This window comes from Streptomyces sp. NPDC001156 (assembly GCF_053598275.1).
On sequence record NZ_JBSFJX010000069.1, the window covers coordinates 1 to 20,787 of the forward strand.

A 20,787-nucleotide genomic window follows, 5' to 3' on the forward strand; every position below is an offset into this window, starting at 1 on the left:
CCTGGGGGCGAAACCCCGTTTCCTGCCCTGCTCCGCAGGGGTCCGATTCCTCCCCGGCCTGAAGGCCGGGGCGTCCTCGGAGGCATTTGGTGAACTACCCCTCCTCGACGAGGGCACCGCCGAAGCCCGGCTCCGCACCGCGCAGCGCGGCTGAAGCGCTGCCTGATCCACCGCCGAGGATCACGAGGTCGATCGTGGTCTCGGTCGTGGTGCGCGCTCGGCGCCTTCGAGTTTGCCGGCCCTCACAGCAGGATCCGGAGCGGGTGCTGGAGAACGTCCACGAACGCCTTCATCCACTCGGCCGCAGTGGCACCGTCCACCGACCGGTGGTCTACGGCGAGGGTCATTCGCAGAACGGACGCGATGTTGATCGCACCCTCGTCGACGACTGCCTCTTGCCGCACCGCACCGACGGCCAGGATCGCGGCTTGTGGCGGGTTGATGATCGCTGCGAAGTCCTCGGTGCCGTACATGCCGAGGTTGGTGATCGTGATCGTGCCTCCTTCCAGTTCGTCCTGCTGGAGCCGGCGTTCCTTCGCACGGGCGATCAGGTCCTTCGTCGCCTTGGCGACGCCGCTCATCGAGAGGGAGTCCACGCCGCGGACCACCGGGGTCACCAAACCGCCGTCGGTGGCGACGGCCACAGCGATGTCGACGTCCGAGAAGTGTCGGATCGAGGTGTCGTTCCACTGTGCGTTCATCGCGGGAACGCTCATGTGCGCGCACGCGATCGCCTTGACGAGCAGGTCGTTGATCGACACCTTCACGCCCTGGCCGGCGTTGATCTGTTTCCGCAGCTCAAGCAATGCGTCGACGCGTGTACTGGCGCGCAGATAGAAGTGCGGCGTGTTCTGCTTGCTCTCCGTCAGCCGGCGGGCGATTGCCGTCCTCATCCGCGTGTTGGGCACGTCCACGAATCGCGGCCCGACCGCCGAAGTCCCGTTTCTCGGGATGTCTGTCCTGGTGGCAACCGGCACCGTTTGCTCCGGCTCCACCGAGGTGACGACGGCTGCTTCGATGTCGGCGCGCCGGATTCGTCCGTGCGGGCCGCTCCCCACCACAGCGTTCAGATCGACTCCGAGTTCGCGCGCGAGACGTCGTGCCAGCGGGCTGGCGAAGATGCGCTCGCTGTTGTCCCGCGCCGCCACGGCGGGCGCCGGAGCGACCGTGCCTGCCGGTGTCGCGGGTTCTTCCGGCGCCGTTGGCGAGGTGGTGGACGCCGTCGTCGGCGCTTCTCCGGTACCCAGCGAAGCCACCAGGGCGTCCACCGCGGAGGTCGACTCGTCCTTTGCCCCCCAGACTGCGATTGGTGTACCCACCGCCACTGTCGTGCCCGCTTCCACCAGGAGGCGCAGGAGTACGCCGTCGCTCTCGGCTTCCACGTCGACCGCGGCCTTCTCGGTCTCCACCGTGACGATCGGGTCGCCGGCTGCATAAGGGGTGTTCAAGTCGACGTTCCAGGCTTGCAGGATCGCCTCTGGGGTGTTGGCGGCGACCTCGGGCATGCGCATGATCTCAGCCATTGTTCTGCCCCTGCGTGATCTCGCGGAGCTTGGCGACGACTTCCTCCGTGGAGGCGAACGCGGCACGCTCCAGTACCTTGCTGATGCTCGGCGACGCCTCGCCACCCGTCACGCGCTCGATCGGGGCGTCGAGCCAGTCGAACAGCCGGCGTTGGATCTCGTCCGACAGCCAGCCGCCGTAGGAGGTGCCGATGGCGCCCTGCTCGGCGATGAGCACGTTGTTGGTCTTCATCACCGATTGGGTGATCGTCTCCCAGTCCAGGCTGGCCCGGTCCAGCCAGCGCAGGTCGATGACCTCGGCGTCCACTCCCGTCTGTTCGACGGCGGCCAGAACGGCGGGCGTCATCGCCAGGTAGGTGAGGATGGTCAGGGCCGCTCCCTCGCGGCGTACGGCTGCCTTGCCGACGGGAAGGTAGTGGTCGTAGTTCTCCGGCAGTCCGGGCCCGGTGGAGTTGTACAGATCCACGTGCTCGAGGACCACGACCGGGTCATCACAGGCCAGGGCCGTGTTCATCAGGCCGACGTAGTCGAACGGCGTCGACGGGGCGACTATGCGCCAGCCCGGTGCCGTCGCGAAGATGCCGGCCGGGTCCATCGAGTGCTGCGATCCGTAGCCGGTACCGGTGGCGACCTTGCTGCGCAGGACGAACGGCACCTTGCCCTCACCGCCGAACATGTGGCGGGCCTTTCCGATCTGGTTGAACAGCTGGTCTGCCGCCACCCACATGAAGTCGGCGTACATGAACTCGACGATCGGGCGGAACCGGCCGTCCAGAGCCAGACCACCGCCGAGGCCGGCGAACGCGTTCTCCGAGATCGGGGTCCCGAGTACGCGGTCGGGGAATGCCTCGCTCAGGCCCCGGGTGGCACCGTTGGTGCCGCCGTTGAGCTTGTGTACGTCCTCTCCCATCACCACGACGCGGGGGTCGGTCTCCAGGCGGCGTCCCATCACTTCGGCGACGGCGCCGATGAACTTGACATCGGTCAAGCCGTCGGCAAAGTCCTCGGCGTCGGTGAACTCGATGCCGGCCAGCTCCGACAGGTCGCCCCGGATGCCCTCGTCGACGAACGCTGGGTCAGGCCATTCCGAGGGCCGGATGCGTCGCTCACCGGGCTTGCCGTCCGGCCGCGGTTCCAGCAGGACGTCGCCGAGTTCCGACATCAGAGCCTTGGCGTGCTTGATCGTCTCCGCAACCACCTTCTTGGTGAGGATTCTGCGTCGCACCAGGTGTCCCACCATGGTGTCGATCGGGTCCCGACCGCGCCACTGCGCTTCCTCTTCCTTGGTGCGATACCGGAACGCCGAGCCGGGGAAGGGGCCGTTCTGGTGGAAGTACCGGTACACATCGGCTTCGATCATCGTCGGACCGTTGCCGCTGCGCATGTGGGCGAGGGCCTGCTGCGTCGCGAGGTACACAGCCAGCGGATCCATGCCGTCGACCTTCCAGCTCCGGATGCCGAAGCCCGGGCCGCGGCCGGACAGCCGTGGCTCGGCGGTGACTTCGGACACGTGGGTGGAGACGGCGTACAGGTTGTTCTCGACGAAGAAGCACAGGGGCAGCGACCACGCCGCCGCAAGATTGAAGGTCTCCAGCGTGGATCCGATGTTGATCGCCCCGTCGCCGAAGAACGTGAAGGTCACCGCGTCGGTGCCGGCCTTCTTGTGGGCCCAGGCGGATCCGGCCGCGAGTGGTACCCCGCCGCCGACGATCGCATTGGTCCCGATGGCGCCGGCTTCGTGCCACTGGAGGTGCATGCTGCCGCCTCGACCGTGGCTGAAGCCTTGGTCCAGTCCGCAGATTTCGCGCAGGCTGCGCAGGAGTAGGGCTCGTACTTCCTCAGGGAAGGGTTTTGTCGGGTCTATACCCTTTGGGTATAGATGGGCGAGCGCCTTGGCGAGGAACTGGTGATGGCCACGATGCGACCCGTTCACGGTGTCCTCTGAGGTAAGGGCGAAGCACGCGCCGACCGCGCCGCCCTCCTGGCCGATGCTGGAGTGCGCGGGGCCGTGGATGAGCCCGTCCGCGGCAAGCTCCAGGACGTACTCCTCGAAGGTCCGGATCAGCACCAGTTGGCTGAACATGCCCGTCAAGAGTTCTGGAGCCGCGGCATCCCAGTCGTCCTGGGTGACGACGAACTCCGACCATGCGGCGTTCGCTTCGAGTGGGTGTTCCGCAGGCATCGGGAGCCTCCTTCAATCGGCCACAGTGCAGTCGACCCTGCCACATGGTTGGATCCAATCGCAAGGGATTGCTCGACTTCTACGGGCAAAGGCGCCATCATGAGAACGCGTTTGTATCCAAAGGAGGAAGATCATGGCTCTACCCGGCCTCGTGCGCCTGGATCACATCGGATTCACCGTGCCGGACCTGGACCAAGCGCACACGTGGCTCGTGGACGTCCTGGGGTGTGAGTACCTGTACTCGCTCGGCCCGTTCAGCGGGGCAGACGACTGGATGTCGGAGCATCTGAACGTGGACGCGCGCACAGTCATGCGCCAACTGCGCTTCTACCGGTGCGGCGAGCAGGCCGTGTTCGAGGTCTTCGAGTACCAAGCGGACGTGCAGCAGAAGGTCGTCCCGCGCAACAGTGACGTCGGCGGTCACCATGTCGCGCTGTACGTCGAAGACCTGGACGAAGCCGTGTCGTTCCTCAGAGCGAGGGACGTTCCCGTGCTGGGAGAACCGACCGTCAGCGCCGGACCGTCAGAGGGGCAGCGGTGGGTCTACTTCCTCTCACCATGGGGAATGCAGTTCGAGCTGGTGTCCTATCCTGGCGGCAAGGCCTTCGACCACGACCCGTCAAAGTTCAGAGGTGACCGCACTTGACTCCTGAGCACGCTCGCGATCCGCGCGGGTCGGACAGTGTCAGGAGTCAGCGCATCGCCGGCATCCTCCGCGAGGAGATCCTCGCCGGCGAGCTGACTCCCGGCACGTGGCTGCGCCAGGATGAACTCGCGGAGCGCCTCGGCGCGAGCCGGATCCCGGTCCGCGAAGCGCTGCGGATCCTGGAGTCCGAGGGGCTCACCGAGTCGTTCCCGAACCGGGGGTCGCGGGTTCCTGTGCTCAGCCTCGAGGACGTGAACACGTACTACCGGATGCGCGAGCGACTCGAGCCGTTGACTCTGGCCGAGAGTCTTCCCCATCTCACGGATCGCCACCTCGCCCACCTGGAGCACATCCAGGACGAGATCGAGAACCAGAGCGACGTCAATCGGTTCCTTCTTCTGGACCGCGACTTTCACATGGCGACCTACGCGGGTTGCCCCAGCGACCACCTGCTGGCCATGACAGAACGGCTCTGGAACTCCACCCAGCACTATCGCCGTGCGTTCATGGTGCTCACGGACCCTGACCGGGCCACGATCGTCAACGCCGAACACCGGCTGATCCTCGACGCCGTGCGGCGCCGTGATCCTGAAGACGGTGAGCGGTACCTCACGGGGCACATCCGCCGCACGAGGGTCGAACTCACGGCTCACCCCGAACTCTTCGTCGAAAAGCAGTGACGCGGGGCGGTCTCCTGCAGCAGTTGGCCGAGCGGGTGCTGGAGTCCGCTTTGGAAGGCCAGATCACCAACCGCTTCGGCCAAAGGAAGTGCGACCCGGCCGGCGTCGGCAGCGGGACTGCCGCAACGGCGTCCGCACCAAGACGATGCCGACCGACGGCGCCCTTCTCACACTCCCTCCTCATCTTTCGGGCTACCGACTGAGCGATCTCCGGGGCGGGGCTGAACGCTCATGTCGGGGGTGGGATGCCGGCGCGCGTGCCGGACTCAGCGCGTACGGACCGCCCCGTGGTGCGCGGCGTGCGGAGGAGCGTCCGCTTCGGCCGCCGTCCCTGAGAGCCACGGGTTGCAGAGCTGGTGATGCCCCGCAGCCGCGCGGCCGGACACGGCGGTGGCCGTCCCTGCCCTGCGCATTCGACGCACGCGGTCGGCCCTCTCAACGCATCGCGAACTGTTCTCAGGTGGGCACGCACGTCAGGAATGTATCCAACTAGATGCGAGTGGGTAGCACCTGTGCCGCATCCCCCCTGGCGCACTATTTCTGCGGACTCTACAATGGATCCAATCGAGCCTCATTGGATGCCCGAACCACGAGGAGAGCACCGTGCCCATCGCTACTGTCAACCCCGCTACCGGTGAGCTCATCGAAGAGTTCGCTTCACTCACGAAGGAACAGGTCAATCAGCGGCTGACGCAAGCAGAGGCCGCGGCCACGACGCTGCGGGCAACCGACTTCGACACTCGCGCCCAGTGGATGCGGGCAGCCGCAGACCTGGTCGAGGCCGAGGCAGCCCACACGGCGCGAAGGCTCACGATCGAGATGGGCAAGCCGATCGCCCAGGCACGCGCAGAGGTCCTCAAGTGCGCGCTGGCGATGCGGTTCTACGCCGACAACGCCGAAAGCCTGCTGGCCGACCAGCCACTCGCCGACCCGAGCACGGTCAAAGCTTCGGCTGCCTACACCTCCTACGAGCCTCTGGGCGTCGTTCTTGCCGTGATGCCGTGGAACTATCCGATGTGGCAGGTGATCCGCTTCGCCGCGCCTGCGCTGATGGCCGGCAACGTCGGCCTCCTCAAGCACGCCTCGAACGTGCCGCAGTCCGCGATGTACCTCGACACGCTCTTCGAACGAGCGGGCTTCCCCGCCGGGTCGTTCCAGACACTCCTCATCGGCTCAGCCGACGTCGAAGCAGTCGTCCGCGACCGGCGCGTCGCCGCCGTGACGCTGACCGGTTCCGAGCCGGCCGGGCGGTCGATCGCCGCTGTCGCGGGCTCAGAGGTGAAGAAGGCCGTCCTGGAGCTGGGTGGGTCCGACCCGTTCATCGTGCTGCCCTCCGCCGATGTCCGCGCGGCCGCCCGAACGGCCGTGACCGCTCGCACGATGAACAACGGCCAGTCCTGCATCGCGGCCAAGCGGTTCATCGTCCACACGGACGTGTACGAGGAGTTCGTCGAGGCCTTTGTCGCGGGCACAAAGGCACTGACGGTCGGCGACCCGCTCGACGAGGAAACCGAGATCGGGCCGATCGCCACGGAGTCCGGTCGGCGCGAACTCGTCGAACTGGTCGACGACGCCGTCGAGAAGGGGGCCGTCCTGCGGTGTGGAGGGTCGGCGGTCGGTACTGCGGGGTGGTTCTTCGAGCCGGCGGTGCTGGAAGAGGTCACCGCCGAGATGCGGGTGTACCAGGAGGAGGCTTTCGGCCCGCTGGCCGTGGTTCACCGGGTCGACGACATCGAGCAGGCCGCGGCGCTCGCCAACGACACGACCTTCGGCCTCAGCTCGTCCGTGTGGACCACTGAGCCGGACGAGGAGCGGTTCCTGATCACCCGCCTCGAGGCCGGTGCCGTCTTCGTCAACGGCATGAGCGTCTCCTACCCCGAGCTGCCTTTCGGCGGCGTGAAGGACTCCGGTATCGGCCGCGAACTCGCCGCGGAAGGCATCCGCGAGTTCTGCAACCTCAAGACGATCTGGAAGAGCTGACGGGAAACGTCGGTCTCCTCGGACCGAGCGCGAGGGGCTCGACCATCGCCCGTCGGCTCCTCGCGCACGGTCACGACGTCGTGGCCTGGACGCCGATGGCTGGCTCGGCGAGATCGAGGGCATCGACCTCACCCTGACCTTCCTGCGCGACAAGCGTGCCGAGGCGCACCGGGTTGAGCAGCGAGAGCCGAACCACCTCGGCCCACCAGCCGTCGGCTCCTGGAACGGATCACGACACCGACACCAGCGGGACCGTCACCGACGTCAACCCGGAGACGCGCCGCCCCGACCGGCCGGTACCGCCGATGGCCGGTACCGCCGCGATCGGGGCGGTTCTGTATCTGCTGGCCACCGCCATCGAGGGAGAAGGCCGGGACCTGTCCTCCTCGATGAGCGGCATCCTGGCCGACTCCGCCTACCGTCTGCTGCCGACCTGACGGCCCGGGCTCACTTCAGGTGCCGGGCGAAGAACCGGGCCCCGTCGTCCACCTCGAACCACGGGGTACTGGCGTGCCCGCCCAGATTGGCATGCAGCGTCTTCTCCCTGGTGCCGAAGGTGTCGAACAGGTCCAGGGCCAGCCGCCGGTCGTTCCCTTCGTCGTCCCACTGCAACAGGAACTGCAGCGGAATGGTGACCTGCCGGGCCTCCTCGCGCAGGGCCCTGGGCACGAATCCCCCGGCGAAGAAACCGGCGGCCGAGATGCGCGGCTCGACCACCGCCAGCCGAATGCCGATGGCGGTCATCCCCGAGTACCCGACCGAGCCGCCGATCTCGGGCAGCGAAAGGAGGGCATCCAGAGTGGTCCGCCATTCCGGGACCGCCTTTTCGACCAGCGGGACGATGAAGGACTCGAAGATCTCGTCGACCGGCTCGCCGGCCGCCATCGCCCGGCGGAGGTCGACGCGAGCTTGCTCATCGACGGCGGAACGGGGCCGGTCACCGTGCCCGGGGGCGTCGATGGCAGCCACCGCGAAGCCGTACTCCGCCGCTTTGTGCCGGGCCCGCGCCACCAGCCGGGATTCCCGCTTGTGCAGGCCGCCGTTGTGGCCCATCAGGATCAGCGGGGCCGGTGCGGATCTAGGCGTCCAAAGGACACCGGGGATCCCGCCGAGGGTGAATTCGCGTTCGAGGACGCCGTCGTCGAGGCGCTGTTCAGAAGTGAATTGCATGGTCGTGCCTTTCGGGAGTGCTCAGAACGGCGCTCCCGGACGACCTATCGTCCGACCGTGACCCCGGAGGGGAGCACCCATGCCGATACTGTGTTCACGGGTACCACCTCCTCGTTCTCTGGCACGGCTTCCGGGAAGCTAGCAGTGGTCGCCGTGGTCCGCCAACGGGTTTTGCGGAGGCTCCGTGGCCGGACGCCACGGAGCCACTCGCCTAAAGGCAGGCTTTAGGCTCCGGGGCCCGCCGCGAAGGCGGTCACGCTCAGCCAGCAAGATCCAACGGATTCACGTGGGCGCCGCCAACGCGGTTGGTCCAAGACCAGGTGGGTGAGGCCGTCGGCGGCCTGGCACTCCATCAGCAGATCAAATGCAGATTGGGGACTTGCCCTGCGAGAACGTCAGTGAAGTCTTCTCAGCAACGTGACGGTTGCGGAGCGCGATGTCGTGGCGGACGGCAGGACGGTGACCTGGCGTCAGGCAGAGGTGAAGCCCCTGATAGGAACGGGTCTGCCAAGATCACGTTCGGTACAGCCAGAGGCTTAACGTGTCGTCCGGTATCACCTACACCGCCGTGCTCGATGTCCGCAGGGCGACCGCCGAGCACCTCGCAAAGCTGCTGCGCGGACACCGCGAGCGACTCGGGACCCGCAAGGGCACCCGCGCATTGGGCGTCTTCAGGCAGGCGGTGCTGGTGTTGCGCTGGTTCGTCGACGGCACGCGTCTGGTCCAACTCGCCCGGGGCAACGGCATCTCGGCCCCGACCGCCTACCGCTACCTGCACGAGGGCCTGACCGTGCTGGCCGACCACGCACCCGATTTGTCCACCGCGCTGGAGCGCGCGACAGCGGCCGGGTACACCCACCTCAACCTGGACGGCACCGTGATCCGCACCGACCGCGTGGCCGCCGCCGGCCCCAACGGCGCGGACCTGTGGTGGTCCGGCAAACATAAGCACCACGGCGGGAACGTGCAGGTCAGCACCCGCAGGTTGAGCGGGAACCTCGCCTGGGGGGCAGGCGCACCAGCCCACGCTGCCAGGGCCTCATCTTCGTCCGTCCTCCGCCCGGCTGAGCAGGTCGCGTGCCTGGGACATTGCCTGTTGGGGATCGCGCAGGCCTGTGTAAACACAGACGGTGTACTGCACGTCCTCCAGTCGCCGCCGGGCATCTGGTTCCCTGCTGAGCAGCGGTGTGAGCGTATCGAACTCGTCGAGCAAGTCACGAAGTACGGAATAGTTGATGAGAGGCATCTCGGCTTCCTTTCCCGCAGCGCACGGGAGCGTGATCCCGTCTTCCTGTCGTTCGGCTTGGGCCGCTCCGGTGGTCGAGGCTCAGGTGGCCGAACCCACGACGAGGGGGGCTCAGCTCTCCGCGAGCAGGTGCAACAGCTCGGTTTCCTGGTCGTAGTGGAGGCGCTCAGTGTCGGGCGGCACCGCTGCGTGGGTCTGTTTCAGGAACGACTCCACGGCGTGCGCCGGGGCCTCGAGCAGGGCTCGTCCTTCGGGGGTGCTGAGGGCAATGCATAGCACTCCCCGTCCGCGGTGCCGTGTCGGCCAGACGTGGATGTCGCCGGTGCCGGCGGGGCAGTGTAGGCCCTCGGCCAGCAGGTCGCGGGCGAAAACCCACTCGACCGGCTGTTCGGTGCCGATGTGGAAGGTGGCGTGCACAGCGTAGGGGTCGGCCGTGTGGTACCGGAGGACCGTGGTCACCGGGCAAGACAGGTCACTCATGTACACGAGCCGCAGCTGCAGCTCACAACGAACCGTGGTGTTCATGGCGCTCAAAGCCTTTCGCTCAGCCCGCACTCACCTGGCGACGGTCTGTTCAGCTTGGGAGAAGGGGGGAACGGTTCGAACCGAACCGCAGAGGTGCTGTGCGGTGTGACGGCTATCGGTGTCCCAGCGCCGACGACAAGGCGGCCTCGGGCGCAGGACGTTCACGTCGCTAAGACATGCCTTCGCAGGGCAATGGGCCTGTCGCATCCGTGGAACAAGGCTGACTCCCTCCCCGAACAGCGAGGCCGGTACGGAATCCGTGAGAGTCCCGACCGGACCGTTGAACGCCCCGCACACCGCAAGGCGGCGCGGGGGCAGGGATAGCTGAGCAGCTCGTAGGCCAGGCGGCGGTGCGTGGGTCGGGTCTCGATCCAGCACCTCGCGGCGTGACGGCGCTCACACTAGTTCAGGTGAGGGCGGTGGAAAAGACTTTGGGACGCCACCTCCTCACGTATTGCACCTGATCTCACACGCTATGCTACGTCCCGAGGTCGGCGGCCCCGCACTCGGCTATAGGACGCCGGTCGCACTCAGGGCCCCGGCGTTCTCGCGAAATGTCCGGTCTGCGTCTCGCTGTCATGCGCGGGGAGCCTGCTGCCGACAGTACCGGGGTGGTCAGTGCCTTCGCGGAGGTAACGGTAGCCGGTGGCCTGGGAGACCCGGCGTTGCGGGCCAGGCAGTGCACACGTCTGCACATGTGGCGTAGGCCCTGGCGGAGGGTCCGTTCGAGATGTTCATCATCACCGGGTTCCTCCGAGGATGCCCCGGCCTCCAGGCCGGGGAGGAATCGGACTCTTGCGAAGCAGGGCAGGGATGGCCGGATCGCTGTCGGGGCGATCCGGTGTCGACCCCGCGCGGGGGTGATGTCGCCCACGATGATCGAGAACTCTCGACTGTCAGTGCTCCCGGGTAGGTTCGGATGCGTGACGACGGAAGCGACCATGAAGGAGACCGGGTATGCTCGGTACACCTTCCGTGTGCGCCTGTCGAACACGGCCAGGCGCGGGCTCGAAGCCGAGTGGGATCGCTGCCGCTGGGTCTGGAACGAATGCGTGGCCAAGTCCAAGCAGGTCCACGTGCAGGGCAAAGCGGGTGGCGAGAAGCTGACGTGCGGTCAAGCTCAGCTCGACAAGATGCAGACCGCGGCCCGCAGGGGGATGCCGTGGCTGGCTGAGGGCGCGAGCGTGCCTCAGCAGCAGGTGATACGCGACTTCGCCAAGGCCCGCGCCAAGGCCCTCAAAGACATCAAGGACCGGGTTGCGACGCACCGTCGGGCGGGGATGCCCCGGTGGAAGAAGAAGCGGCAGGCGCGGCCGAGCCTGAACTACACCCGGCGCGGCTTCCGGGTTGATGACGGTCGTCTGCACCTTGCGGGCGGGATCGTCCTGACGGTGGTGTGGTCGCGGGAGCTGCCGGCCGACCCGTCCAGTGTGCGCGTGTACCAGGACAGCCTCGGCCACTGGTACGCGTCCTTCGTCGTCCCGGCTCAGGTTGAGCCGCTCGCTGAGACCGGCCGCGTCCTGGGCGTGGACTGGGGTGTGAAGGAGACCGCTACCACCACGGACGACGCCTACGACCTTCCGCATGGCGAGTACGGCAAGCGGGCCGCGCAGCGGCTGGCGAGGTACCAGCGGATGATGGCCCGGCGGCGCCGTCCGAAGGGGCAGCCCGCATCCGCCGGCTACCGGCAGGCGCAAGCCCAGGCAGCGAAGCTGCACAAGAAGGTGGCGAGGCAGCGGGAGGACACCGCCCGGAAGTGGGCCAAGGGTGTGGTGCGCGGTCATGACGGGGTTGCGGTGGAGGACTTCCGGCCGAGGTTCCTGGCGAAGACCACCATGGCCCGCAAGGCGGCCGATGCCGCCATCGCCGCGACCAAGCGTGCCCTGGTCGAGATGGGCGCCAAGCACGCGCGAGAGGTCCGTCTGGTGCACCCGGCGCACACCACGATGGACTGTGCGCGGTGCGGAGCGAGAACCAAGCACGCACTCCCTCTCTCGATGAGAACGTATGCCTGCACCGTGTGCGCAGCCGTGTCCCCCAGGGACAAGAACTCCGCCCGCGTGATGCTGGTCCGGGCAGGTTGGAACCCGGACGGTGCTGAGGGCGTAAGACCGCCGGGGCCGCTGGCCCAGGCGGCAGCCTGAGCCGTAAATCCCCGCTCAGCCCTGGAGGGTGGACAATCCCCTCCCTCAGGGAGGGGAGCCTTCAATGAAAGCGGCGTTGGCCAGCGGGCCGCGCCGTAACAGTGACGGGACACTCCACAACGCATACAGGTCCGCGTGTATGAGGGCAGTTGGATGAGGAGTTCAGTGGTCGAAGAGCTCGATGAAACGTGGAAGCGACGCGTCGAACGCGTCGTCGTATGACATCGATGCGAACTCATAGAGGGAGCGACGGCCAGGGGCACCTGCGCTGGCCGCCCTCAGTGCTTTATCAAGCCATTCCTGGGCGACCGCAGTTGCTCGGCCGGCCTCCACCACGGTCTGTACGAGGCCGACCTCGCGGGCCCTCTGGGCGGTGAACGGCTCGCCGGAACCTATGTTCTCCATTGCCAGGCGCGGCCCGAGCCGGTGAATGATGGGCACTTGCGCGATCATCGGCCACATCCCGGCGCTGGCCTCCACCGTGCCGATGCGCGCATTGTCCACTGCGACGGCGAAGTCGCAGGCTGCGACGAACGAGGCGCCCCCGGCGAGCGCGTCGCCGTTGACGGCAGCAGCGACAGGCAGACCCAGACGGGGGAAAATCCGGAGGGTCTCTATCAATGCCTTGCCGAACAGAGCTGGGTCTGCACCCGCTTTGATGGGTGCGATATCGAGACCGCCGCAGAAGGTCTCACCTGCGCCGGTGAGTAGGACGGCGCGGATGTCCGGGTTGTCGTCACACTGCTGCAGTCGGGCGCGGATGTCGGTGAGGATGCCGGGGTTCAGCAGGTTCCGCTCGCCATTGTGAATGGTCAAGACGCTGACGGCACCGGTCACTTCTTGCTCTACGCCGCCGCTCCAGACGCCGTCCACGCTGTTCATCATCTGAGTCCTCTCACTTCGTTGGCTGTCTGTCGAAAACGGTGCGTCCGATTCCTGGCATGTCGGGCTTGTTGCGCCGTGATGCGTCACTACTGCGTCCTCGCCCAGGCATCCCTGCGTCTTCGCCCAGGCGTCAGAGGACTCGGAGGATGTCTTCGACGCGGTCTTTGGCGTCGCCGAAGAGCATGGAGGAGTTTTCGCGGTAGAAGAGCGGGTTTTGGACGCCGGCGTACCCGGAGGCCATGGAGCGCTTGAAGACGATGACGTTCTCGGCCTTCCAGACCTGGAGCACGGGCATGCCGGCGATGGGTGAGCTGGGGTCCTCGGCGGCGGCGGGATTGACGGTGTCGTTGGCGCCGATGACGAGGACGACGGTGGTGTCGTCGAAGTCGTCGTTGATCTCGTCCATTTCCAGCACGATGTCGTAGGGGACCTTGGCCTCGGCGAGCAGGACGTTCATGTGGCCCGGCAGCCGGCCCGCGACCGGGTGGATGCCGAAGCGCACGTTGACGTCTCGGTCCCTGAGTTTGCGGGTCAACTCGGCGACGCCGTACTGGGCCTGGGCCACGGCCATTCCGTAGCCGGGGGTGATGATGACCGAGTTGGCCGACCCGAGGAGGTCGGCGACCCCTTCGGCAGTGATCTCGCGGTGCTCGCCGTAGTCCTTGTCGTCGGCCGGGCCGGCCTCGATGCCGAACCCGCCGGCGATCACGGAGACGAAGGACCGGTTCATCGCCTTGCACATGACGGAGGACAGGTAGGCACCCGAGGAGCCGACCAGGGCGCCTGTGATGATCAGCAGGTCGTTCTCCAGCAGGAATCCCGACGCCGCGGCAGCCCAGCCGGAGTAGGAGTTCAGCATCGAGACCACGACTGGCATGTCACCGCCGCCGATCGAGGCGACCAGGTGCCACCCCAGGGCCAGCGCGACGATCGTGACGGCGATCAGCAGCCACAGCGTCGGGTCGATCACGAACCACGTCGTCAGCACCGCGAACGCGGCCAGGGCACCGAGGTTGAGGTAGTTCTTGCCGGGCAGCATCAGCGGGGCCGACTTGATCCGTGCCGAGAGCTTGAGGAACGCCACGATCGAGCCGGTGAAGGTGACCGCGCCGATGAAGACGCCGATGAACACCTCGGCGGAATGGATCCCGAGCAGCTGCTGAGCCTCCAGCCCCTTGGCCTCGGCACTGACCGTGCCGCCCAGGGTGGACTCGACGCGCAGGTAGCCGTTCCAGCCCACCAGCACCGCGGCCAGACCCACGAAGGAGTGCAGCAAGGCGATCAGCTCGGGCATCCCGGTCATCTCCACGACCCGGGCCCGCCACAGCCCTATCGCGGCACCGGCCGCCATGGCGCCGATCATCAACGCCAGGCCGACTCCGGAGATGTCACGGTGGACCGCCAGCGCAACCGTCGCGGCCAGGGCCACCGCCATGCCGCCGATGCCATAGGTCTTGCCGGCCTTGGCGGTCTCGTGATGGGACAGTCCGGCCAGCGCCAGGATGAAAAGCAGGGCCGCGACGATGTAGGCAGCCGCCGCGGCGGTCTCGACAGTCATCAGATCAGACATGGAGGGGGCCCTTCAGCTTCTCGAGAACATGGAGAGCATTCGGCGGGTCACCGCGAAGCCACCGAAGATGTTGATCGAGGCCAGCAGGATCGCGATGGTCGACAGCACCGTGACCGCCCCGCCGTTCGGGGTCTCACCGTGCCCGATCTGCAGGAGGGCGCCGACCACGATGATTCCCGAGATCGCGTTGGTGACGCTCATCAGAGGCGTGTGCAGGGCGTGATGCACGTGCCCGATCACGTAGTAGCCGATCACGATCGCCAGCGCGAACACCGTCAGGTGTCCCTGCAGCGCCGACGGGGACATGGCCGCGAGCAGGAACAACACCGCGGCGCCGACCCCAACCGCCGTGTAGCGCCGCCGAGTCGAAACCGGTGGCTTGGTCTGGGGGCCGGCCGCCTTCACCTCAACGGCTGCGGAGGCGGGAGCGGCTGCCGGAGCGGCGGACACCTGGACCGGCGGAGGCGGCCAGGTCGACTCGCCGTCGCGCACCACGGTCATCGACCGCTGCACCGCGTCGTCGAAGTCCAGCACCAGCCGGCCGTCCTTGTCCGGGGTCATCAGCTTGATCAGGTTGACCAGGTTGGTGCCGTACAGCTGGGACGCCTGCGCGGGCAACCGGCCGGGCAGGTCGGTGTAGCCGATGATCGTCACACCGTTGGCCGTGACCACCGCCTGGTCCTTGACCATGCCCTCGACGTTGCCGCCGCCGGCGGCGGCCATATCCACGATCACGCTGCCCGACTTCATCGACGCCACCATGTCCGCGGTGATCAGTGTCGGCGCGGGCCGGCCCGGGATCTGTGCCGTCGTGATCACGATGTCCATCTCGGTGATCCGGTCGCTGTACAGCTGGGCCGCGCGTGTGTTGTAGTCCTGCGACATCTCCTTGGCATAGCCCGTCGCCGACACCTCCAGCTCGCCGGCATCCTCGGGCTCGACCGAGAGGTATTCACCGCCCAGCGACCTGACCTGGTCGGCGACCTCCGGCCGCGGGTCGGTGGCGTAGACGATGGCACCCAGGCTTCCCGCCGCACCGATCGCGGCCAGACCCGCCACCCCCGCACCACAGACCAGTACCTTGGCCGGCGGCACCTTGCCCGCAGCCGTCACCTGACCGGTGAAGAACCGGCCGAAGACATGAGCGGCCTCCACCACTGCCCGGTAGCCCGCGATGTTCGCCATCGACGACAACACGTCCAACGACTGCGCCCGCGAGATACGCGGCACCGCATCCATCGCCAGCGCCGTGATCGGCCGTGTCGCCAGGTCCTCCACCAGCGCAGGGTTCAACGCCGGGCTCATGATGCCCATGACCGTCGCACCCGGCTTCAACCCGTCCAACTGCTCGGACGAGAGCGCGTTCACGCCGAGCACGACCTCCGCTGCCAGCGGGTCACCTATCCTCGCGCCGGCCTCGGTATATGCCTCGTCCGGGAAGCTGGACAACGCACCAGCACCCGGCTCCACCACGACGTCGTACCCCAGCTTCACCAGCTGGACCACCGTGGCAGGAGTCGCGGCAACGCGCGTCTCGCCGCGGCGGGCTTCGCTCACGATTCCGATCAGCATTCCCAAAACTCCAGGGTGTCGATGTTGCAGAGCACTCGGCGGATCCTCACGGTACGTAAATCAGGAGCGCCATCCAAGGCAAGTGCGGACCTTGGATGGCGCTTGCCCGGGGGCCTGAGATCAGGCGACGGGCTTCGACAGCCCGCCGTCGACGCGCAGCACCTGACCGGTCACGTAGGAGGCGTCGTCGGACGCCAGGAACGCCGCCGCGGCGCCGATTTCGGCGGGCTCGGCCCAGCGGTCGAGGCGAATGCCGAGCCCCTTGGCCATGCCGGCCCGAACCTCTTCGGCGCTCTTGCCCTGCTGCTTGCCCATGGCCTCGGTCTTGGTGAGCCAGCCCTCGGTCTTCGTCATTCCGGGGGAGATGGCGTTGACCCGGATGTTGCTGGCAGCCGCCTCGGTCGCCAGGTAGCTCGTGAGCGCGACCACACCCGCATTCACGATCGCCGTAGGACCGGTGTTGGGAATCACCGCGTGTGCAGTGGCGCCGACAACATTGACGATGTTGCCGCTGCCAGTCCGGCTCAAGAACGGGAGAGCGGCCTGCGAGACGCGAAGGAACCCGATCAGCTTCGTGTCGAAGGCCGACGCGATGACTTTCTCGTCGACCCCCTCCAGGGCGGACGGCGCAAGCTGCGGCCCTGCGTTGTTCACGAGGATGTCAAGGCTGCCCTGCCACGCGTGCACCTCTGCCAGCGCGCTGTTGACGGAATCCGCGTCGGTGACGTCCGCGACGACGGGGAGCACGTCCTCGGCGCCGGCTCCAGCGGTGAGACGACCGGCCGCAGCCTTGACGGCAGCCTCGTCCCTGGCTGCGATCGCCACCTTGGCGCCACGCTCGAGCAGCGCCTGTGCGATGGCGAAGCCCAGGCCTCGACTACCACCGGTCACGAAAGCCGTGCGGCCCTCCAAGTTCCAACCTGCAGCCATGTTCGGCTCCTCCAGTCAGCGGTTCGTTGCTTACTGCCGAGAGTGGATCCGAAGCGATGCGGCCACGGCAAGCGCGGTTAACGCAGGGTTCACACGCGGTCTGTCGGAGCATCTTGCACCTTCCGATCGGGTAACGGCGCGAGGCGCACACTGGCCTGCGCCCAGTCTGCTCTGCGGTCGAAGGAGGGAAGGGTGATGGAGGTCCTCAGCGTCGAGGTACCCCACGGGAAACGGCGCGCCGATGGTCGCCGCACCGGCGGAGCGCGCTCGGGCGCCAAAGTCGCGATCGGGACTTTCGACGGCGTTCACCTCGGTCACCGTCAGGTCCTGAACGGGTGCGACACAGTGCTCACGTTTGACCCTCACCCGCTGCAGGTGCTCGAGCCAGGCCAGGTACCGAGCCTGCTGAGCGATCGCCGACAGAAGCTCCACAAGCTTTGCAGCTTGGGGATCCGGCGCGTGGCGATCGTCCCGTTCGACCAAGCCTGGTCGCGAGTCTCTGCCGAAGACTTCGTCGAAGGTGTCGTTGTCGACCAGCTCGGTGCGGAGTTTGTCAGTGTCGGCCAGGGCTTTCGATTCGGCGCCCGGGGAGCCGGGACGACAACCACTTTCGAGCAGCACCCCGAGCTGAGTACCCGGGTTGTCCCGCTCGTCACGTGGGGTCCTGCCCGTGAGCCGATCTCATCGACGCGCATCCGCCGGCTGGTCTTCCACGGCGACGTCGAATCGGCCGCCGAGCTGCTGGGAGTCTCCCTCGCCCTTCCGGCAGTCGTCGGCGATGAGGGACAGTTACTGATCTCGTACGAGTTCGCGCTCCCCGCACCCGGGTTCTATCTCGGGTACGTCGACAGTCACCCTTGCGCGCTTCGCGTGTGTCAGGACCGCACGGTCGAGGCCATGAGCACAGCGCGGACCGGCACCCATGTCGAGGTGACGTTCGTGAAGCGAGGCTCATAGGCCAAGCCGACGTTTCACTGCTCCCCGAGGTGTTCGGATCCCACTCCACCTTCAGGCACCTCACGCCCTGCTGGCTCGTTTAGTATTACTGCACACCAGTCCCGGGCAACGTCCGACGCCGATCAATGACTGCCCGTAGACCGCATGCCGGAACCGAGGAGGGAACGGACCCGTGGAACCCGAAGCACGCGCTCGCTTGCGCACCGCTCGCACTGCGGCCAAGCTCAGCGTTCGTGAGTTGAGTCGCCGCGTCGGCATCTCACCGAGCATGTTGTCCCAGATCGAGAATGGGCACTCCGAACCCTCGGTGGCCACCCTCTACTCCCTGGTGTCGGAACTCTCGATCTCGTTCGACCAGCTCCTCGCCGGACCGGGGGTGGAGCACAGTCCCGGCCCATCGACGACCCTCACATCGTCGCCTCTTGTGGCACCCGACGAACGAGCTGTGCTCGTGATGGACAGCGGCGTCACCTGGGAGCGGCTTACGCCCGGCCCTGACCCGCTTGTCAGTGCACTGCTCGTGACCTACCCACCTGGCAGCAGCTCCTCCATGAACGGAGGGTTGATGCGTCACGATGGACGGGAGTACGGCTTTCTGATGTCGGGGCGCCTGACCGTCCGCCTCGGGTTCGAGACCTACAGCCTCGAACCCGGCTCGTCCATCAGCTTCGACTCTGCAGTTCCCCACTTGTACGTGAACGAGAGCGACGAGCCGGCGAGCGGCCTGTGGCATGTGGTCGCCGGGCGCGGTGCGTCGGGAACCGAGGGCCCGATCCCCACCTGTCACCCCACGGACACGCGGCAGGGAGGCCGCTCGTAACGAGCCAGCTGGTCAGCGGGAGTTGACGGCGCTTGCTCTCCAGGTGTTAAGTCATACTGAACATGCGTGCATCAAGCCGCATGCAGGCGGTGCGCGTGCGTTTCCACTACCCGCGACTGTGCGCTTGGCAAAGGACTTGTGATGGCGATTCCGACGTTTGGACCGAACACGGTCGACTGGGAAACCCGCGTCGACATGAACAGGCTCCGCGACGAGCGGCTGGCCCGTCTCCGTGAGTCGTTGGAGCGATCCGACCTCGGTGCGGTCCTGGCCTTCGACTTCTCCAACATCCGCTACATGACCTCAACCCACATCGGCACCTGGGCAATCGACAAGATGATCCGGTTCTCCCTGCTGGTCAGGGGAGGTGAGCCGATCGTCTGGGACTTCGGTTCAGCCGCCAAGCACCACCAGCTGTACAACCCGTGGTTGGACTACTCCAAGGCCCACGCGGACGGTGATCCGCACGGAGCCCATCACGGGGCCGATGCCCGCAACCCGAGCGGCGCTCGCGCCGGCATCTCGACGTTGCGCGGCGCCATCAACCCTCTGGTCGGGATGGGCGACTCCGTGGCCCAGAAGATCAAGCGTGAGCTCGAGCTCTATGGGCTCCTGGACGAGCCGCTCGGCGTCGACGTCATCGAGCTCCCGGTCCTGATGGCCCTGCAGAACGCGGGCATCACGGTGGTCGACGGCCAGCAGGTGTTCCTGGAGGCCCGACGCATCAAGACACGTGACGAGATCCATCTGCTCACCCATGCTTGCTCGATGGTCGACGCCGCCTACGACAACCTCTATGAGTTTCTCCGGCCGGGTGTGCGCGAGAACGAGTGCGTGGGTGTGGTGGCCAAGACGCTCTACGACCTCGGCTCGGAGTTCGTCGAAGGCGTCAATGCGATCTCTGGGGAGCGGTGTGCACCACACCCCCACGTCTTCTCGGACCGCATCGTGCGGCCCGGGGATCCGGCGTTCTTCGACATTCTGCACAGCTACAACGGCTATCGCACGTGCTACTACCGCACGTTTGCTGTCGGCAGTGCCTCTTCCGCCCAACGCGACGCCTACACGCGCTGCCGTGAGTACATGGACGAGGCGATCAGCCTCGTCCGGCCCGGGGCCACGACGGCCGACATCGTGTCGGTGTGGCCGACGGCGCAGGAGTTCGGGTTCCCTGACGAGGAAGCGGCCTTCGCGCTTCAGTACGGCCATGGTGTCGGGCTGTCGATCTGGGAGAAGCCGGTGTTCTCCCGCCTGGTGTCCCTCGAGCACCCCGAGGTGCTCGAAGAGGGCATGGTGTTCGCGCTGGAGACCTACTGGCCGTCAAAGGACGGCTGGGGCGCGGCCCGGATCGAGGAGGAGCTCGTGGTGACCGCGGACGGGTGCGAGGTGATCACCAAGTTCCCCGCAGAGGAGCTTCTCGTCGCCGGCCAGCGTTACTTCGCTGTCTCGGGCCCGTTGTCGACCGAGCGCGACTCCCAGTCGCATCTCAACACGGTTGCCGGGAGCCGGTCCAGCCACCGAAACGACACTGCTGACCTCTGACCGACAGGCTGTCCCAAGCCCGTTGGTCCACGTGGCCGCGGTCCGCGTGGGCGCGGGCCGCCGATTGCTCCCATGAGTCAGATCCGGACGACCCCCTCACGGAACTCCGCCTCGAACTTCCGCTTCTTGTCAGCCGTGACCCTCGACTGGCCCGCTGGTCGCGGCCTTTGCGTTACGAGGGGATCCTCACACAGTCGGCCGGCGCATTCCTCCCCGTACTGCGCGGTGGAAAGTGCCGGCCGACGGAGCTCGGTCTTGAGTCCCATCAAGATTATTTCTTGGTGGGGCTCGCCGCTCTCCGGACAGCGAGGCGGCCTCTGCTTGATCGTGTGATTCCACCAGGAGACACGTTGATCAACCAAAGGCCGTAATGGAGTTCGCCGGACCATTCCCGGCCGGCCCTACGTCGCCGCGG

General features: G+C 66.9%; 16 protein-coding genes and 2 pseudogenes. 10 read left to right on the forward strand and 8 right to left on the reverse strand.

Annotated elements, in window-relative coordinates; genetic code table 11:
• Positions 1 to 242: 242 nt before the first annotated feature.
• Complete coding sequence (locus ACWDA7_RS27625) at positions 243 to 1,523, reverse strand: dihydrolipoamide acetyltransferase family protein (RefSeq protein WP_450607261.1); 1,281 nt, start codon at positions 1,521 to 1,523, stop codon at positions 243 to 245.
• The gene (locus ACWDA7_RS27630) at positions 1,516 to 3,705 is read right to left on the reverse strand and encodes an alpha-ketoacid dehydrogenase subunit alpha/beta (RefSeq protein WP_450607263.1); all 2,190 of its coding nucleotides are present in this window, start codon (positions 3,703 to 3,705) and stop codon (positions 1,516 to 1,518) included. Before ACWDA7_RS27630 ends, ACWDA7_RS27625 begins: the two co-directional genes overlap by 8 nt.
• Before the next feature lie 133 nt (positions 3,706 to 3,838).
• Here ACWDA7_RS27630 and ACWDA7_RS27635 point away from each other — a divergent pair, with 133 nt between their 5' ends.
• The 5 genes and pseudogenes from ACWDA7_RS27635 to ACWDA7_RS27655 all read left to right on the forward strand — a co-directional run bounded on the left by ACWDA7_RS27635 (position 3,839) and on the right by ACWDA7_RS27655 (position 7,448).
• Positions 3,839 to 4,351 (forward strand): VOC family protein, encoded by a 513-nt coding sequence (locus ACWDA7_RS27635; RefSeq protein WP_450607265.1) that lies wholly within the window; start codon positions 3,839 to 3,841, stop codon positions 4,349 to 4,351.
• Positions 4,348 to 5,031: a GntR family transcriptional regulator gene (locus ACWDA7_RS27640; protein WP_450607267.1), complete on the forward strand. Its 684-nt coding sequence runs from the start codon at positions 4,348 to 4,350 to the stop codon at positions 5,029 to 5,031. Before ACWDA7_RS27635 ends, ACWDA7_RS27640 begins: the two co-directional genes overlap by 4 nt.
• A 5-nt stretch (positions 5,032 to 5,036) precedes the next feature.
• Positions 5,037 to 5,188, forward strand: a pseudogene (locus ACWDA7_RS27645) (IS256 family transposase); the annotation flags it as partial.
• A gap of 446 nt (positions 5,189 to 5,634) precedes the next feature.
• A complete protein-coding gene (locus ACWDA7_RS27650; protein WP_450607269.1) occupies positions 5,635 to 7,011 on the forward strand; it encodes an NADP-dependent succinic semialdehyde dehydrogenase in 1,377 nt (458 codons plus the stop codon).
• Positions 7,012 to 7,184: 173 nt separating this feature from the next.
• A complete protein-coding gene (locus tag ACWDA7_RS27655; protein ID WP_450607271.1) occupies positions 7,185 to 7,448 on the forward strand; it encodes a hypothetical protein in 264 nt (87 codons plus the stop codon).
• 10 nt (positions 7,449 to 7,458) lie between these two features.
• Here the strand turns inward: ACWDA7_RS27655 and ACWDA7_RS27660 are convergent, their stop codons facing one another.
• A complete protein-coding gene (locus tag ACWDA7_RS27660) occupies positions 7,459 to 8,181 on the reverse strand; it encodes an alpha/beta hydrolase (RefSeq protein ID WP_450607273.1) in 723 nt (240 codons plus the stop codon).
• 541 nt (positions 8,182 to 8,722) lie between these two features.
• Here ACWDA7_RS27660 and ACWDA7_RS27665 point away from each other — a divergent pair.
• Positions 8,723 to 9,154: pseudogene (locus ACWDA7_RS27665) on the forward strand (IS5/IS1182 family transposase); the annotation flags it as partial.
• Between the two features lie 384 nt (positions 9,155 to 9,538).
• On the opposite strand, the gene ACWDA7_RS27670 reads toward ACWDA7_RS27665, so the two are convergent.
• Positions 9,539 to 9,952, reverse strand: coding sequence for an SsgA family sporulation/cell division regulator (locus tag ACWDA7_RS27670; protein WP_450607275.1), 414 nt, complete (start codon positions 9,950 to 9,952; stop codon positions 9,539 to 9,541).
• Between the two features lie 941 nt (positions 9,953 to 10,893).
• Between ACWDA7_RS27670 and ACWDA7_RS27675 the strand changes: the two genes are divergently transcribed.
• Positions 10,894 to 12,096 (forward strand): RNA-guided endonuclease InsQ/TnpB family protein, encoded by a 1,203-nt coding sequence (locus ACWDA7_RS27675; protein WP_450607318.1) that lies wholly within the window; start codon positions 10,894 to 10,896, stop codon positions 12,094 to 12,096.
• A gap of 162 nt (positions 12,097 to 12,258) precedes the next feature.
• Here the strand turns inward: ACWDA7_RS27675 and ACWDA7_RS27680 are convergent, their stop codons facing one another.
• From ACWDA7_RS27680 to ACWDA7_RS27695, 4 genes are all read right to left on the reverse strand, one after another.
• Positions 12,259 to 12,981 carry an enoyl-CoA hydratase/isomerase family protein gene (locus tag ACWDA7_RS27680; protein ID WP_450607277.1) on the reverse strand — a complete coding sequence of 241 codons (723 nt, stop codon included), beginning with the start codon at positions 12,979 to 12,981 and terminating at the stop codon, positions 12,259 to 12,261.
• A gap of 130 nt (positions 12,982 to 13,111) precedes the next feature.
• Positions 13,112 to 14,539, reverse strand: coding sequence for a Re/Si-specific NAD(P)(+) transhydrogenase subunit beta (gene pntB / locus ACWDA7_RS27685; RefSeq protein WP_450607320.1), 1,428 nt, complete (start codon positions 14,537 to 14,539; stop codon positions 13,112 to 13,114).
• Between the two features lie 24 nt (positions 14,540 to 14,563).
• Positions 14,564 to 16,123: a Re/Si-specific NAD(P)(+) transhydrogenase subunit alpha gene (locus ACWDA7_RS27690; protein ID WP_450607279.1), complete on the reverse strand. Its 1,560-nt coding sequence runs from the start codon at positions 16,121 to 16,123 to the stop codon at positions 14,564 to 14,566.
• Between the two features lie 120 nt (positions 16,124 to 16,243).
• Positions 16,244 to 17,035: an SDR family NAD(P)-dependent oxidoreductase gene (locus ACWDA7_RS27695; RefSeq protein ID WP_361829419.1), complete on the reverse strand. Its 792-nt coding sequence runs from the start codon at positions 17,033 to 17,035 to the stop codon at positions 16,244 to 16,246.
• A 213-nt stretch (positions 17,036 to 17,248) separates the two neighbouring features.
• Between ACWDA7_RS27695 and ACWDA7_RS27700 the strand changes: the two genes are divergently transcribed.
• The 3 genes from ACWDA7_RS27700 (at position 17,249) to ACWDA7_RS27710 (ending at position 20,372) form a co-directional block, all read left to right on the forward strand.
• Positions 17,249 to 18,010, forward strand: a complete 762-nt coding sequence (locus ACWDA7_RS27700) for an FAD synthetase family protein (protein WP_450607321.1) — start codon at positions 17,249 to 17,251, stop codon at positions 18,008 to 18,010.
• A 172-nt stretch (positions 18,011 to 18,182) separates the two neighbouring features.
• On the forward strand, positions 18,183 to 18,830 hold the full coding sequence (locus ACWDA7_RS27705; protein WP_450607281.1) for a helix-turn-helix domain-containing protein: 648 nt from the start codon (positions 18,183 to 18,185) through the stop codon (positions 18,828 to 18,830).
• A gap of 141 nt (positions 18,831 to 18,971) precedes the next feature.
• Positions 18,972 to 20,372: a M24 family metallopeptidase gene (locus ACWDA7_RS27710; protein WP_450607283.1), complete on the forward strand. Its 1,401-nt coding sequence runs from the start codon at positions 18,972 to 18,974 to the stop codon at positions 20,370 to 20,372.
• The last annotated feature ends 415 nt before the right edge of the window (positions 20,373 to 20,787 follow it).